Origin of the sequence: Pedobacter sp. (assembly GCF_965249885.1) — a bacterium.
Taxonomy (GTDB): Bacteria; Bacteroidota; Bacteroidia; order Sphingobacteriales; family Sphingobacteriaceae; genus Pedobacter.
In genome coordinates this window covers 3,284,058-3,298,503 of record NZ_OZ252254.1, presented here as the reverse complement: position 1 = coordinate 3,298,503, position 14,446 = coordinate 3,284,058, and the positions used below count along the sequence as shown (strand labels likewise).

Annotated in this window: 16 protein-coding genes; 11 read left to right on the top strand and 5 right to left on the bottom strand. The window is 37.3% G+C overall.

All coding sequences use genetic code 11. From position 1 onward, the window contains the following. Positions 1–231: 231 nt before the first annotated feature. From lysS to ACY2A0_RS14050, 3 genes are all read left to right on the top strand, one after another. Positions 232–1,941 (top strand): lysine--tRNA ligase, encoded by a 1,710-nt coding sequence (gene lysS, locus ACY2A0_RS14060; protein WP_461790108.1) that lies wholly within the window; start codon positions 232–234, stop codon positions 1,939–1,941. A 165-nt stretch (positions 1,942–2,106) separates the two neighbouring features. Then, positions 2,107–2,301 carry a KOW motif-containing protein gene (locus ACY2A0_RS14055; protein WP_461790107.1) on the top strand — a complete coding sequence of 65 codons (195 nt, stop codon included), beginning with the start codon at positions 2,107–2,109 and terminating at the stop codon, positions 2,299–2,301. Between the two features lie 91 nt (positions 2,302–2,392). Continuing rightward, the gene (locus ACY2A0_RS14050) at positions 2,393–2,605 is read left to right on the top strand and encodes a hypothetical protein (protein ID WP_461790106.1); all 213 of its coding nucleotides are present in this window, start codon (positions 2,393–2,395) and stop codon (positions 2,603–2,605) included. Between the two features lie 54 nt (positions 2,606–2,659). Here ACY2A0_RS14050 and ACY2A0_RS14045 read toward each other — a convergent pair whose 3' ends face one another. Further along, positions 2,660–3,205 (bottom strand): DUF2892 domain-containing protein, encoded by a 546-nt coding sequence (locus ACY2A0_RS14045; RefSeq protein ID WP_461790105.1) that lies wholly within the window; start codon positions 3,203–3,205, stop codon positions 2,660–2,662. Positions 3,206–3,290: 85 nt separating this feature from the next. Between ACY2A0_RS14045 and ACY2A0_RS14040 the strand changes: the two genes are divergently transcribed. After that, positions 3,291–3,809, top strand: coding sequence for a thioredoxin family protein (locus ACY2A0_RS14040; RefSeq protein ID WP_461790104.1), 519 nt, complete (start codon positions 3,291–3,293; stop codon positions 3,807–3,809). Between the two features lie 44 nt (positions 3,810–3,853). Further along, positions 3,854–4,531 (top strand): uracil-DNA glycosylase, encoded by a 678-nt coding sequence (ung, locus tag ACY2A0_RS14035; protein WP_461790103.1) that lies wholly within the window; start codon positions 3,854–3,856, stop codon positions 4,529–4,531. A 103-nt stretch (positions 4,532–4,634) separates the two neighbouring features. Here ung and ACY2A0_RS14030 read toward each other — a convergent pair whose 3' ends face one another. Then, positions 4,635–5,105, bottom strand: a complete 471-nt coding sequence (locus ACY2A0_RS14030) for an Lrp/AsnC family transcriptional regulator (protein WP_113635607.1) — start codon at positions 5,103–5,105, stop codon at positions 4,635–4,637. A gap of 140 nt (positions 5,106–5,245) precedes the next feature. On the opposite strand from ACY2A0_RS14030, the gene ACY2A0_RS14025 reads away from it, so the two are divergent. The 4 genes from ACY2A0_RS14025 (at position 5,246) to ACY2A0_RS14010 (ending at position 8,511) form a co-directional block, all read left to right on the top strand. Then, positions 5,246–5,899 (top strand): metal-dependent transcriptional regulator, encoded by a 654-nt coding sequence (locus ACY2A0_RS14025; RefSeq protein ID WP_461790102.1) that lies wholly within the window; start codon positions 5,246–5,248, stop codon positions 5,897–5,899. Continuing rightward, a complete protein-coding gene (locus ACY2A0_RS14020) occupies positions 5,899–7,758 on the top strand; it encodes an Nramp family divalent metal transporter (protein ID WP_461790101.1) in 1,860 nt (619 codons plus the stop codon). The genes ACY2A0_RS14025 and ACY2A0_RS14020 overlap by 1 nt, the downstream gene beginning before the upstream one ends. A gap of 91 nt (positions 7,759–7,849) precedes the next feature. Next, on the top strand, positions 7,850–8,095 hold the full coding sequence (locus tag ACY2A0_RS14015) for a DUF6364 family protein (RefSeq protein WP_461790100.1): 246 nt from the start codon (positions 7,850–7,852) through the stop codon (positions 8,093–8,095). Then, on the top strand, positions 8,095–8,511 hold the full coding sequence (locus tag ACY2A0_RS14010) for a type II toxin-antitoxin system VapC family toxin (protein WP_461790099.1): 417 nt from the start codon (positions 8,095–8,097) through the stop codon (positions 8,509–8,511). Before ACY2A0_RS14015 ends, ACY2A0_RS14010 begins: the two co-directional genes overlap by 1 nt. A 14-nt stretch (positions 8,512–8,525) precedes the next feature. On the opposite strand, the gene ACY2A0_RS14005 is transcribed toward ACY2A0_RS14010, so the two are convergent. Further along, positions 8,526–10,796 (bottom strand): TonB-dependent receptor, encoded by a 2,271-nt coding sequence (locus tag ACY2A0_RS14005; RefSeq protein WP_461790098.1) that lies wholly within the window; start codon positions 10,794–10,796, stop codon positions 8,526–8,528. Between the two features lie 140 nt (positions 10,797–10,936). On the opposite strand from ACY2A0_RS14005, the gene smpB reads away from it, so the two are divergent. Both smpB and fmt read left to right on the top strand, forming a co-directional pair. Next, positions 10,937–11,386: an SsrA-binding protein SmpB gene (gene smpB, locus ACY2A0_RS14000; RefSeq protein ID WP_461790097.1), complete on the top strand. Its 450-nt coding sequence runs from the start codon at positions 10,937–10,939 to the stop codon at positions 11,384–11,386. Positions 11,387–11,479: 93 nt separating this feature from the next. Beyond that, the gene (fmt, locus tag ACY2A0_RS13995; RefSeq protein WP_461790096.1) at positions 11,480–12,394 is read left to right on the top strand and encodes a methionyl-tRNA formyltransferase; all 915 of its coding nucleotides are present in this window, start codon (positions 11,480–11,482) and stop codon (positions 12,392–12,394) included. A gap of 117 nt (positions 12,395–12,511) precedes the next feature. Here fmt and ACY2A0_RS13990 read toward each other — a convergent pair whose 3' ends face one another. Together ACY2A0_RS13990 and ACY2A0_RS13985 are read right to left on the bottom strand one after the other, a co-directional pair. Next, a complete protein-coding gene (locus ACY2A0_RS13990; RefSeq protein WP_461790095.1) occupies positions 12,512–13,351 on the bottom strand; it encodes an aminotransferase class IV in 840 nt (279 codons plus the stop codon). Between the two features lies 1 nt (position 13,352). Beyond that, positions 13,353–14,387, bottom strand: a complete 1,035-nt coding sequence (locus tag ACY2A0_RS13985; RefSeq protein ID WP_461790094.1) for an RluA family pseudouridine synthase — start codon at positions 14,385–14,387, stop codon at positions 13,353–13,355. Positions 14,388–14,446: the final 59 nt, after the last annotated feature.

Here is a 14,446-nt window from a genome sequence, read left to right as displayed (position 1 = left end):
CGAAGTTTCGGGAGAAGGATCTGTAAGTTAATGTAGTGCAGAAACAGATTCCTCGCCCCTCGGAATAATAGGATACCGAAAACAAAAAGATTGCAGCGAATAGCCCGGCTGATTTTTAATAGTAGCAGTCGGTAGCTTTTCAAAAAATTAGCTCTTAAAGATTGGTTTAAACCTTAAGCCTTACAGCCAAAAAACACGAAAAATTTACTACTTTTGCAAAAATTTCTCATAATGAGTATAGGACTATCAGAACAGGAAATACAAAGACGTGATTCGCTAAAACAATTACGCGAATTGGGCATTAACCCCTATCCTGCAGAGGCTTACGAAGTAAATGCCTACGCCGCGGATATTAACGAAAATTACGAAAGAGATAAAACTGCTTATAAGAACATCAGCCTAGCCGGACGTATCATGACCCGTCGTATTATGGGCAATGCTTCTTTTGCTGAATTGCAGGACTCTACCGGTAGAGTGCAACTTTACCTAAAGCGTGATGATTTGTGTCCTGATGAAGATAAGACCTTGTACAACACTGTTTTCAAGAAGTTGCTAGATCTTGGTGATTATGTAGGTATAAAAGGATACGTATTTACTACCCAAACAGGTGAAATATCGGTACATGTAACTTCATTAACGGTATTGGCAAAATCATTAAAACCACTTCCTGTAGTAAAACGTGATGATGAGGGCAACATTTACGACGGCTTTACCGATCCAGAGTTGCGCTACAGAATGCGTTACGTAGATTTAACGGTAAATCCTGATTATAAAAAAATCTTCATCAACCGCAGCAAGGTAATCAACACTATGCGTAGCTATTTCGATAGCCAAGGTTGGATGGAAGTAGAAACGCCAATTTTACAAGCGGTACATGGTGGTGCGGCGGCCCGTCCGTTTGCGACACACCACAACACTTTAGACATGCCTTTATTTTTACGTATTGCCAACGAGCTTTACCTAAAAAGGTTAATTGTTGCTGGTTTTGATGGCGTTTATGAGTTTGGTAAAATGTTCCGTAATGAAGGGATGGACAGAACGCACAATCCTGAATTTACCTCGATGGAGATCTACGTAGCTTACAAAGACTACGTTTGGATGATGGGCATGGTGGAAGAGTGTTTAGAAAAAATCGCGGTGGCAATCCATGGTTCCCCTGTAGTTAAGGTAGGTGCTCATGAAATTGATTTCGCTGGTCCGTACGAGAAATTGACGATGTACGAATCTATTCAAAAGTATACCGGTATTGATGTTTCGGCGATGAGCGAAGAGCAATTGGCTCAAACTTGTAGAGATTTAGGTATTGAGATTGATGATAGCATGGGACGCGGTAAATTGGTGGATGAGCTTTTCAGCGAGAAAGTGGAAGCAAACTTAATTCAGCCAACTTACATTACCGACTACCCTATCGAAATGACACCTTTAGCGAAAAAACACCGCAGCAAAGAAGGTTTGGTAGAGCGTTTCGAGCTTTTTGTAATGGGTAAAGAAATTGGCAATGCTTATTCTGAATTGAACGATCCAATTGACCAAAAAGAGCGTTTCGAAGAGCAATTGAAATTAGCTGCCAGAGGCGATGATGAGGCAATGGCAATGGATGATGATTTCGTTCGTGCTTTGGAATACGGTATGCCTCCTACTTCTGGTTTAGGTATTGGTATTGATAGATTGGTGATGTTGATGACTGACCAGTCGACTATCCAAGAAGTACTATTTTTCCCTCAAATGCGCCCAGAGAAAAAGAAAATTGAGCTTTCAGCTGAGGAAGCTGAATTGTATGCTTTGGTAAAAGAAGGCGAACAACATTTGTTAAGTGATGTAAAAGCACAGTTAGCAGAGTGGAGCAATAAAAAATGGGATACTACCTTGAAAGGTTTAACTGGAAAGAACATCCTTAAGGTGACTAAAACAGACGACGGTTTGTTTTTGAGCCATAAATAGAATAGTAATCACGTCATTGCGAGGCACGAAGCAATCTTAAGCTTTAGTTTAAAACTTAGCAATGACGATATTTGTAATCCTCAGTTTTTAACTGGGGATTTTTTGTTTTGATACTTAGCCGATTACCTAAATTTTGCTAGCTTAGTTTGAAAACTGTTTAACACTATGAATGAAACTAAACTTAAAGATGGTGACTACTGCCAGGTTATAGCAGGAGCACATAAAGGTAAAAAGGGTATTGTAAAGGATTTAAATATTAGTAAAACAGGACATTTGACCATCACAGTAGTGCAAACTAGTGGTATACGCTTTAAAACGCTTGGTAGAAATGTGAAGGTTGACGAATATCATGCAAAATGAATTAACATAAACATAACGGAAACTTAAACGCTTGAAGTAATTACTATAAAAAGCGTTTTTTAATTTAGTGTTGTACTAAAATTTTATTCAAATGAATAGTTCAACAATTGAAATTACGGAAAACGAATACTGCATTAAATTAAGTAAAGATACTTTTGACTTATCTCTAGTTCGTCAGCTGATTAAGCGCATACAAGCCGAAGAATTATTTTTTAGCAGAAAAAGAATGGACGATGATGAGGATTTATTGAGCAGAAGCGACGCTAGCTACGAAGAAAACTTCGACAGATTGTGTGACAAATAAAAAGAGCTAATCGCTTTGCGGCAATTAGCTCTTTTCTATGTATGCTTTACAGTATTATCTGTGGCTGTAACGTACCTGTTGTTGTTTATCTAGCATCCCCAACTGATCTTTCATTTGTTTAATCTGATCAGCTAACAACTTATTTTTGTCAGCTTTTTTAGCTTCTGTCAAATACATTTGCGCTTCACGTTTATTACGTTTTCCCATGGCAATACCCGCTAAACTTAATTTTGCCAAAGCTACATTGTGATCCATGTGCAAACCATAATTCAAAGCGGCTTTAAAATACTTTTCTGATTTCATTGGTGCTTTCCTAGATTCCATCAAACCTAACAAGAGGTTATAGTAACCATATTGCATTTTGTTCAACTGCTTTTCATAATTGGTAATTCTATTCAAAAACACTTCTGCTTTTGCTACGTTATCTTTACGCAAATACCACTGTGCAATCAGCATGTTTTCGTTGTAAAAGTAGGTGATGAATACAAACAGACTTAAAAATACCATCGGAATGCCCCAACCCCAGTGACCAAAAACAAAAAGCGCAACCGCTGCACCTAACAAAGCAAACCCTATAATTAAGCGTACTAAATTTGACATAGTTTTATAATATTTGTGCAAATATCGGTTTTATATAGCATAAAATAAGGATTAAATTTATAATTTCAACAAAAATTAGACTGCTATGAAATATCTATTCACGATTTTGTTTGCTGTAATATATGTATCGGCAAATGCTCAACAAATCAATAAAAAATTGGAAGATCAGATTAAACATAAAGAAATTATGCTAAATGAGTGTTCTAGAGAAGGCTTGGTAGAATTCCCTGAATTTAAAGCGAGCTATGATGCCAACTACGAAAACTACAAAGTTGATTCAACAACAATTGCGAGCATTAGCAAATTGATGAAGGATAAAAAAATTAAAGTAGTATTGGGTACTTGGTGCGGCGATAGCAAATATCAAGTTCCGAATTTCCTTAAAGTAGTAGACGCAGCGAAAATTGATCAAGACAAAGTAACTTTCATCGCTGTTGACGGCGCTAAGAAAGCGGAAAATGGCCTACTAGATGGATTAGATATTCAACGCGTACCAACATTTATCGTTACTGATAAAAAGGGTAAAGAAATTGGGCGCATCATCGAGCATCCTAAAAAAAGCTTAGAGTTGGATTTGATTGATATCTTATCTGTAAAGAAATAAACTGCCTGTGCTTTTGAATTTTAATTTTAAATTTTGAATTGTAAATGGCTGTAGATTTAGAACCTGGTTGGCTGAAGGTATTGGAAGGTGAGTTTGAAAAGCCGTACATGAAATCATTGAAGGCTTTTCTCCAACAGGAAAAACAAGCGGGCCATACGGTTTATCCAAAGGGTACTGATATTTTCAATGCTTTTAAACACACTCCATTCGACGAAGTTAAAGTTGTAATTTTAGGTCAAGACCCTTACCATGGCGTTGGGCAAGCGCATGGCTTGTCGTTTTCTGTGCAAAAAGGTGTAGTTCCCCCGCCATCGCTTAAAAACATTTATAAGGAACTAGCGGATGAATTCCCAGATTTTAAAATCCCGAATCACGGAGAGCTAACCTCTTGGGCTAAGCAAGGTGTACTCCTTTTAAATGCTACGCTAACCGTAAGAGCACATACTGCTGGTTCGCATCAAAACAAAGGTTGGGAGCAATTCACCGACAAGGTAATTACTGAGCTTTCTGAAAAAAGAACGGGCTTAGTGTTTATTTTATGGGGCAATTATGCCAAGCAAAAAGAAGTGTTAATAGATCAAAATAAGCATTTCATCATCAAATCTGCGCATCCTTCACCATTTTCCGCCTATAATGGTTTTTTTGGTTCTAAGCCATTTTCTAAGACCAATGAAATCCTTCGAAAAGAAGGGAAAGATGTGATTAACTGGCAGATCAGTTGATTTGTAGTAAGTCTTAAGTTTCATTTGTAAGTCGGCAGACGCCTCATAAGCTGACAACTCATACTTGACTCCTTACCACTAACTCCTAATACCTGATCCCTAATTAATATTCCAACGGCACTATCGGCTCTTTCTTCGTCGTAGACATGATCATCATCGTCTGAAACGTTTTCACTACAGAAATCTTACTGATTTTATCCATAATTAAACGCTCGTAAGATTTAATATCGCTCACATAAACCTTCAATAGGAAATCCGCCTGACCAGTTACGTGGTGACATTCAGTAACTTCCTTAATTTGGTTAACCTCGTCCAAGAAAATCTGGATGGTATTATTCTTATGAAAATCCAACTGAATTTGGATAAAGGTTTTAATACCCAAACCTAATTTTTCTTCATCAACTAAAGCATGGTAGCTTTTAATATAACCAGACATTTCCAGCTTTCTCACACGCTCCAATGTTGGTGCTGGTGAAAGGCCGATTTCTTGCGATAACAGCAAATTGGTAATCCTACCGTTTTCTTGCAATAATTTTAAAATCTTAAAGTCAATTTTATCTAGTTCTGCTGCCATGTTTTTATCAATGAATTGACCAAAGGTAAAACACAAAGCCAACGTAGCAAAATTTTATTCTAAAATTATTGTAAAAATTTAGCTAAAATTTTATTGATAAATTTTTAGATTTGTCTAAATAATGAATTAGAAAAGCAAAAATGCAATCTTACACCGAAGAGAATTATCTTAAAATAATTTATCACTTATCCGAGATAAGCAATCCCGTTTTAACTAATGCTATTGCTGAGCGCATCCAGACCAAAGCAGCATCAGTAACCGACATGATTAAAAAACTTTCGGAAAAAGAGCTGGTAAACTATGTGAAGTATCAAGGCGTTACACTAACCGAAAAAGGCAAAATCACGGCTATCAATATTGTAAGGAAACACCGTTTATGGGAAGTATTTTTAGTAGACAAGCTCAATTTTAAATGGGACGAAGTGCATGATGTTGCGGAAGAACTGGAGCATATCCAATCTAATTTATTGGTAGAACGTTTGGACGAATTCTTAGATTTCCCTCGTGTTGACCCTCACGGAGATCCCATCCCCGACAAGCATGGCAATTTTGCTGAATTAGCATTTATCAAATTAAGCAAACTAAAACCTGCAGATAAAGGTACTATAACTGGCGTAAGCGAACACTCTTCCTCATTTCTTAAGCACTTGGAAAAATTAGGCTTAACACTGGGCAAAAAAATAGAGATTATCGAAGTGTTGGAGTTCGATGGTTCGGTAGAATTATTAGTGGAGAACCAAAAAACAAACATAAGCAGAGAAGTAGCGAAACATATTTTAATTACAAAAAACTAATGGCAGAGAAACAGTCGTTAAGCGAAGTACACCAAAGTGTAACTACTGGCCAACGCAAGGGCTGGCGAAGAATACTGGCCTTTTTAGGTCCCGCTTATTTGGTTAGCGTTGGCTATATGGACCCGGGGAATTGGGCTACAGATATCGCTGGAGGAAGCAAATTCGGCTATCAGTTGATCTGGGTTTTATTAATGTCCAACCTCATTGCCTTGTTACTGCAATCGCTAAGTGCACGTTTAGGTATTGTTAGAGGACTAGATTTAGCACAAGCTTCCCGGAACACCTATCCAACATGGGTTAATGTTCCGCTATTTGTGCTGGCGCAAACTGCTATCATTGCCTGCGACTTGGCAGAAATCATCGGCATGGCCATTGGGTTAAATCTTTTGTTTGGTCTACCTTTAATTTGGGGTATCTCCATTACCATCTTTGATACCGTATTGCTCCTGTTTTTACTTAATAAGGGCATGCGAAAAATGGAGGCCTTTATCGTTTCTATGGTGTTTATTGTAGGCATCTCATTTCTAGCAGAGATGTTCATTGTACAGCCTTCCATCAAGGAAATTGCCAAAGGTTTTGAACCTTCGATGTTAGGCGGAGAGGCACTTTACATTGCTATTGGCATCATCGGTGCTACGGTAATGCCGCACAACCTCTATTTACATTCTTCGTTAGTACAAACCAGAAAATTCGACCGCGACCGCAAAGGCATTAAAGAGGCACTGAAGTTTAATTTTATTGATACTGCAGTAGCTTTGAATTTGGCCTTTTTAGTTAACGCAGCAATTTTGATTTTGGCAGCAGCGGCGTTTTTTAAAAATGGTTTTCACGAAGTTGCCGAGATACAGGATGCACACGAATTGCTTACCAATATTTTTGGAAATGTTGCTCCTGCATTATTCGCAATCGCACTAATTGCAGCCGGACAAAGTTCCACCGTTACAGGTACTTTAGCTGGACAAATTGTAATGGAAGGCCACCTCAACTTACGCATACAGCCTTGGTTACGACGGTTAATTACCCGTTTATTAGCCATTGTACCTGCATTTTTCACCATTCTTTATTTTGGCGACAAGGCCTTAGGCGGACTACTAATTTTAAGTCAAGTGGTGTTAAGTTTACAATTGGGCTTTGCCATTATTCCGCTAATCCACCTTAATTCCGATAAAAAGGAGATGAAAGAATTCACTATCAAAACTTGGGTGAAAGTGCTAGCTTGGTTAAGCGCCGCGGTAATTGTTGCATTAAATATTAAGCTAGTAATTGAAGAAATTAGTGGTTGGATGGCTGAATCCAATGCCTGGTATATTTACGTTTTCGTTGTTCCAATCGCAATTTTAATAGCATTGCTGTTAGCGTACATTTTCGTATATCCTTTACTGAACAAAAATCAACGTATAGGAAACGTTCCACACGGTGATGCGTTGGCTATTGGTATCGTTGAGAAAATCAATTATGAAAAAATTGGCATAACCGTGGATTTTTCGGAACACGACAGAAAGACGATAAGACATGCGCTGATTCAGGGTGGCAAAGAAGCGCATTACTACCTCATCCATGTTGTGGAAACAGCAGCGGCTCGCTATCACGGCAAAACTGCTATGGATCACGAAACCCAATCGGATATCGACAACCTTAAAAAATATCAGGAGAATTTAGCTGAATTAGGCTACGAGTCCACGCCACAAATTGGCTTTGGAGGTACAGCAAAAGCCATTGCCGAAATTAGCAAATCCAACGGACTAGAACTGTTGGTAATGGGAGCACATGGCCATAAAGGACTTAAGGATTTAATTTTTGGTACCACTGTAGATGCAGTTAGACATAAAGTTGAAATACCTGTACTGATTGTTAGATAAACTTAAAGTCTAAGCTAAAAGCACGTGTAAAAAAACAAAAACAAACACGTGTGATATTTATTTTGTATCTTTATGCAGAAGGTATAAAATTATGAACACAAAACTAACACTGACTATAGAACAGCATACCATAGAAAAAGCTAAGGAATATGCTAGAAAGAGAAAGAGAAGCTTATCAGATTTGATTGAAAATTATTTAAAAGCATTAACAAGCGAAACATCTATTGAGGATGAATTAACTCCAACTGTTAAATCATTAAAAGGCTCTTTTAAATTACCCGCAGATTTCGATTACAAAAAGGAATTAACAGATCGTCTATCTGAAAAATATTTGTAATGGAAAAAATTTTAATCGATACAGATGTGGTTCTCGATTTCTTCTTTGATAGATTACCTTTCTCCGATGATGCATCTAAAATTTTAGCACTATGCGAAAAACGAAAAATTAATGGATTTGTGACCCCAGTAATTATTAGCAATATCTACTATCTCCTAAAAAAAACAGCAACCCATGAAAAAGTAATTGAAAATCTAAGAGCATTATTAGGAATAATAGACGTGGTTGTTATAAGTAAAGAAACGATATTAGACGCAATGAATTCCAAGTTTAAAGATTTTGAAGATGCATTACAAAATTTCGCGGCACAAAGTCACAAAGAAATTAAGGTAGTCATTACCCGAAATATTAAAGATTATAAAACGAGCAAGCTATCTATTATGTCTCCAGAAACCTATCTACAAACAATCCGTTAGGTGAAGCATTGCATCTATCTCAAATTATATCTCAATCCAAAAAATGCCCTTACACCTTGATTTGGTGCATACACATAACTCGGGTCAAATGTTAAACCATATGGATTGGAAGGCGTAGTTATGGCATTGCCGTTATTATCAAACTGTACTTGCTTATCAAATGGATCATTAGCACGAGCGATGATAAAAGGATTATTTCTTGTAGGCTTAAAATTGAGCAGATTTTTTACACCAGCATAAACTTCTAAATTCTTAAAACCTCGATAAGTAAACTGAATGTTTTGCAAACTCCATACCGGCGAATATGGTTGGCGAGGATCCAAATCATTTAACAAAGGCAAACGCATAGGACCATAAATATTTCCTGTGTAATCAATTCCTAAATTCAATTGGTTAATTAAATAAGAAACAGACCAAGTTCCCATCCATTTTTCTGTTAAGATTTGTTGTGATTTCAATCCATTTTCCACTAAAGCAACATCTTGCAAAGTCACACCGGTGTTAATCTTTAAGCCAAAATCTAAAATTACATCCAAATTTCCAGTTAAGCCTTTGCTTACCGCATAGCCCTTCAAATTATCATATCTGATTTGATTCGAATTGGTTTCGTAATCCGCTACTATTCTATTGTTAAAATGGGTATAAAATGCAGAAACATCTAAGGTGAAAGTATGGCCACCGGCATATATCCGTTTGAGAAAATTCAAGTTCGCATTATAGGTTTTTTCCGGCTTCAATGCACTAGCAATTACCACTTCCCTAGCCCCCGTCAACGCAGCGTGATCTTCCGTAAAAATGTTCACCACTCTAAAACCTGTACCGGCATTTAACCTCAAAATACTGTTTTCATCAAAATTTACCTTGTACGCGAAACGTGGTGTAACAATATTTCCATGGTTTGAATTGTAATCGTACCTCATGCCTAGCAACAAAGCATGCTTTTGCGCCAGCTTAATTTCGTCCTGCAAAAAAATAGATGGCAAATAAGTGTTTTCTGTAGCATTAATTTGATTAAGCGACATTGTAGCCGGTGTATTATCGTCGTAAAAAGTATATCTAAACGCTGCGCCTAAAAGGAGATCGTGGTTTCTAAGTTTTTTATCCCAAGTCAGTTGAGCAAAGCTGATATTTTGTTGAGCGATATATGAAGTTGTTCCATATCTGCTATCTTGCTGATGATTTGTTAACGAAAAAGCAAAAAACATGCGTTCTCTAATTGGCAATTGATAATTACCTAGCAATTCCCAACGCTTGGTATAAATACTTTCGCCATACACTTCATCTCCTCCCCTGTTGGCTTTTGTCCAATTCATCTCGCCACCCCACCTGTCTTCGTACAAAAACCTACCCGCCAGTTTAAATAACCTATTCTTGTTTCTACGGAAATTCCATTTTTGGAATATAGAAATACGATCTTGTAAGGTTACATCAGTAAAATTGTCCAAATTATCATCTACTTTGTTGCCATATTTGAAGTAATTTACGCCTAACAATACATCTACTTTAGGATGGATTTTAGCTTTGTAGCCCAAATCGAAATTGTGTTCCAAATAGCTGGTACTCATCCAATCTAAACTTAGCGTTGGCGCTTTAGTCACCTCTTTAGTAATAATATTAATCAATCCTCCTACAGCTTCACTACCATATAAAGACGACGCCGGGCCTTTCACTACCTCTACTCTCTCAATCAAAGCATTTGGAATTCCAGATAAGCCATACACAGTTGATAAGCTACTCACAATAGGCATTCCGTCGATCATTACCATGGTGTAAGGCCCTTCTAACCCGTTGATGTGAATATCCCCCGTGTTGCAAATATTACAATTCAGCTGAGGCCTAACCCCGTTGATATTTTGCAATGCATCAAAAATGCTTGGGGTTGGATTTTTCTGGAAAAACTTAGCACTATAAACCTCTACCGGAACAGGACTTTCTAACCTGTTCACTTCCTTTTGCGTACCAGTAATAACAACTTCCTTTAATTCTTGCTTATCTTCAAGTAGCTCGATATTTAACACCGTATCACCAGTTAATTCCAATTGAATCACCTGAGTCCGATGACCTAAAGCAGAAACTTTCATTTGATATTTTCCTTTAGCCAAAGCTACAAAGCCATAACTCCCGGCGCTATCCGTTTGCGTATAACGCTGAAGCTCAACTAGCCTTAAATTTGCTTTCGGCAAAGCTATACCTTGACTAAGCACGCTACCTTTAAGCACCAAATCCTGCGCATTAACGAGCAAACCGATTAACATAAACCCAACAAAAAATAGAATAAACCTCATATAATTAGCTTCACAAAAATATAAATTTAGACAAATCTAAAAATAATTTTAGAAATACTTATATAGAAATATTGATAATTTAAAATCAATATTTAATGCTGATGTGTTACTTATAACCTATAATTGTTGATATTTGCATTATGCCTAACGACATACAGATAAAAAATAAGCGTGCTTTTTTCGACTACCATATTTTGGATAAATATGTAGCTGGAATAGCTTTACTAGGTACAGAAATTAAGTCGATAAGACAGGGAAAGGCAAACTTAACCGATGCATTTTGCACTTTTATCGGTAGCAATCTTTACGTACGAAATCTTCACATTTCAGAATATAGCCACAGTTCTTTCTATCATCATGATATTAAAAGAGATAGAGTACTGTTATTGCAAAAAAAGGAAATCCGAAAGCTTAGGATGAAAGGTGAAGAAAAAGGTTTCACGATAGTTCCTTTACGTATTTTTATTAACGAACGAGGCTTTGCTAAAATGGAGATAGCCTTAGCGCAAGGTAAAAAGGAGTTTGATAAACGCGATAGCATCAAAGAAAGAGATAGCAAACGGGAGTTGGATAGGGCAATGAAGTTTTAAATGAGTAGGCGAGTAAGTGAATAAATGAGAAAATTATTCGACTACCATATAAATACTTACTCATTTAGTCATTTTACCATTCAAAATTAATTTATGAAAATAGTTTTTATGGGTACGCCCGATTTTGCCGTTGCTTCATTAGATGCGCTAAAAAATGCGGGATTTGATATTGTAGCTGTAGTAACCGCAGCGGATAAACCAGCGGGAAGAGGACAGAAATTAAGTGAAAGTGCTGTTAAAAAATATGCAGTTGAACATGGACTTAAAGTTCTACAGCCATTAAAGCTAAAAGATCCTGATTTCATTAACGAGCTTGAGCAGCTAAAAGCTGATTTACAGGTAGTAGTTGCGTTTAGGATGTTACCAGAAGTGGTTTGGAATATGCCGCCAAAAGGTACTATCAATCTACATGGATCGTTATTACCGCAATACCGTGGAGCTGCTCCAATTAATCATGCTGTTATCAATGGAGAAACAGAAACTGGCGTGACAACATTTTTTCTAAAACACGAAATTGATACTGGTGATGTGATATTTTCTGCAAAAACGGAAATTACAGATGAAGACACCGCCGGCACTTTACATGATAAATTGATGCACATTGGTGCAGATTTGATTGTAAAAACAGTGAAAGCTATTGACGAAAATAACTATACGGAAATGCCACAGCCGATGAATACCGAGTTGAAAGCTGCTCCGAAAATTTTCAAGGATTTTTGTGAGATCAACTGGAACCAAGATCTTCAAACTGTATACAACCACATTAGAGGTTTAAGTCCATATCCTACTGCATTTACCTCATTAAATGGCAAAAGTTTAAAAGTTTTTAAAGTAGAAAAAGATCTTACTACGCCAATTCAAAGTGCCGGAACTTTTGAAACCGATGGAAAAACATTTCTTAAATTCGCGACTGAAAATGGCTACATCAAGCTGCTAGAACTACAATTAGAAGGGAAGAAAAGAATGATGGTTGATGAGTTTTTAAGGGGCGTTAGGTTGGTGGATTAGATAATTGGTTAATGAGATAATTTGATAGTGTATTCCGCTATCTAGACTTTACCGAAATTCTTTTTAAAATGCGATGGTTAGATGATGCAAAGTTGAGATTTCAAAACCGATTAGACATCAACTTAATTGGTTCAACCAATTGCTAAAAGCTCTCGAAACTTCATTAAAATAACGTTTACGACCGTAGCCCATTACCCAACGCACACCACCGATAGCGTTTGTCAAAAACACTTCTTCAGCTTCATTAAGAATTTGCGGATTAATTTGCGCTTCTATCAATGGCAACTGATGCTGTTTCGCTAAGCGCATTACTACGTTACGCATTACGCCACCAACACATCCTTCTGAAAGTGCGGGCGTATAAATTTGATTTTGATAAACCACAAATAAATTGGAGCTGGTACTTTCGCACAAGAACCCATTCTGGTTGAGCAACAACACTTCATCTAAACGATGTTGCTTTTGATAAAGTGCAGCCATCACAAAAGGCAAAGAATTGGATGTCTTAAAATTTGAAAGTTTATTGATCGGCTTTGCAATCTCGTCGTAAACGTCAACTATTAATCCTTTTTTATTGAGTTCGTAGCTTGCACTCTCGAGGGGCTTCACCTCTAGCAAATAACCAACCTTGTTTGTTTCTGGCGTATATAATCCCTCGCCTTCACGGTAAATGCTTAACCTGAACCTTCCATTAGCATGAATTTTATTTTTACGGGCAAGCTCGGTAGTTTTAGTTTTTAAAAAATATTCGTCCAACAAGTTAAAGCCATCCATCTTTAAGGCTTTCATTGTGGCCTTAATCCTATCAGCATGCAGCTCGGGAAACTGTAATTTGCCGTTAGCCATTCTCATAGATTCGAACAGGCCATCACCAAACTTAAAGGCTCTATTACCGACTTTTAAAATCGGCGTTTCTTTTTCAAAAAACTCGTCGTTAAACAGTGTGTAATGCGGCATTTTAAAATTGTGGTTGCGAACCGTAACTACGCCATTTAGCTAAAACTGAATCAAAATCTGCCGGCAATGGTGCTTCAAATTCCATATACTGTTGTGTTGTCGGGTGTATAAAGCCTAAAGTCTGTGCATGTAAAGCCTGGCGGGGCATCAAATCAAAACAGTTGTTTACAAATTGCTTGTATTTAGTAAACGTTGTTCCCTTCAATATCTTATCACCTCCGTAAGTGGCATCGTTAAAAAGCGGATGTCCAATATGTTTCATATGCGCTCTAATTTGATGCGTACGTCCAGTTTCTAACTGGCAACTCACCAAAGTCACATAATTTAAACGTTCCAACACCTTGTAGTTTGTCACCGACCACTTGCCTTTTTCCTCATCCTGATATACATCCTGAATAATTCGGTTCTTTAAACTACGACCAATATAACCCTCAATTCGTCCATCGTTCTCTACATCTCCCCAAGCTAAAGCTAAATATCTACGGGTAATACTATGATCAAAAAACTGCTTCGCTAATTTCGTCATAGTGATTTCGTTCTTACTGATTAAAAGCAATCCTGAGGTGTCCTTATCGATTCGATGCACTAAGCCTGGTCTGCCGTCATTGCCGGGTAAAGTAGGCAATCGCTCAAAGTGAAAAGCCAAAGCATTCACCAGTGTACCAGTATAATTATTAAACCCTGGATGAACCACCATTCCAGCGGGTTTGTTAACCACCAGCAAATCGTCATCTTCGTAAACAATATCCAAAGGAATGTTTTCTGGGTAAACTTCGGTATCACGTGGTGGGTGTGCATATACTATAGATATCTGATCTAAGGGCTTTACTTTATAGCTAGATTTGATGACTTGCTGATTAACCAAAACATTTCCAGCATCTATTGCATTTTGTATCCTATTGCGTGAAGCATTTTCTATACGGTGCATCAAAAACTTGTCAATTCGCAACAATGATTGTCCTTTATCTACGACAATATTAAAATGTTCAAATAAATCTTGTTCTTCCTCCTCCTGCCCAATTGCGAAATTTTCCATGTTGCAAAAGTAAATGAAGAAAATGATATTCTTTACAAACAATTTGGCTTATTTGTTGT

Excerpts from the sequence above, each read along its gene's own strand:
- ACY2A0_RS14005 (WP_461790098.1), bottom strand. The coding sequence starts at position 10,796 with ATGAGGTTTATTCTATTTTTTGTTGGGTTTATGTTAATCGGTTTGCTC.
- ACY2A0_RS14040 (WP_461790104.1), top strand. The coding sequence starts at position 3,291 with ATGAAATATCTATTCACGATTTTGTTTGCTGTAATATATGTATCGGCA.
- ACY2A0_RS13985 (WP_461790094.1), bottom strand. The coding sequence starts at position 14,387 with ATGGAAAATTTCGCAATTGGGCAGGAGGAGGAAGAACAAGATTTATTT.
- ACY2A0_RS14010 (WP_461790099.1), top strand. The coding sequence starts at position 8,095 with ATGGAAAAAATTTTAATCGATACAGATGTGGTTCTCGATTTCTTCTTT.
- ACY2A0_RS14030 (WP_113635607.1), bottom strand. The coding sequence starts at position 5,105 with ATGGCAGCAGAACTAGATAAAATTGACTTTAAGATTTTAAAATTATTG.
- lysS (WP_461790108.1), top strand. The coding sequence starts at position 232 with ATGAGTATAGGACTATCAGAACAGGAAATACAAAGACGTGATTCGCTA.
- ACY2A0_RS14055 (WP_461790107.1), top strand. The coding sequence starts at position 2,107 with ATGAATGAAACTAAACTTAAAGATGGTGACTACTGCCAGGTTATAGCA.
- smpB (WP_461790097.1), top strand. The coding sequence starts at position 10,937 with ATGCCTAACGACATACAGATAAAAAATAAGCGTGCTTTTTTCGACTAC.
- ACY2A0_RS14020 (WP_461790101.1), top strand. The coding sequence starts at position 5,899 with ATGGCAGAGAAACAGTCGTTAAGCGAAGTACACCAAAGTGTAACTACT.
- ACY2A0_RS14015 (WP_461790100.1), top strand. The coding sequence starts at position 7,850 with ATGAACACAAAACTAACACTGACTATAGAACAGCATACCATAGAAAAA.
- ACY2A0_RS13990 (WP_461790095.1), bottom strand. The coding sequence starts at position 13,351 with ATGCCGCATTACACACTGTTTAACGACGAGTTTTTTGAAAAAGAAACG.
- ACY2A0_RS14045 (WP_461790105.1), bottom strand. The coding sequence starts at position 3,205 with ATGTCAAATTTAGTACGCTTAATTATAGGGTTTGCTTTGTTAGGTGCA.
- fmt (WP_461790096.1), top strand. The coding sequence starts at position 11,480 with ATGAAAATAGTTTTTATGGGTACGCCCGATTTTGCCGTTGCTTCATTA.
- ACY2A0_RS14025 (WP_461790102.1), top strand. The coding sequence starts at position 5,246 with ATGCAATCTTACACCGAAGAGAATTATCTTAAAATAATTTATCACTTA.
- ung (WP_461790103.1), top strand. The coding sequence starts at position 3,854 with ATGGCTGTAGATTTAGAACCTGGTTGGCTGAAGGTATTGGAAGGTGAG.
- ACY2A0_RS14050 (WP_461790106.1), top strand. The coding sequence starts at position 2,393 with ATGAATAGTTCAACAATTGAAATTACGGAAAACGAATACTGCATTAAA.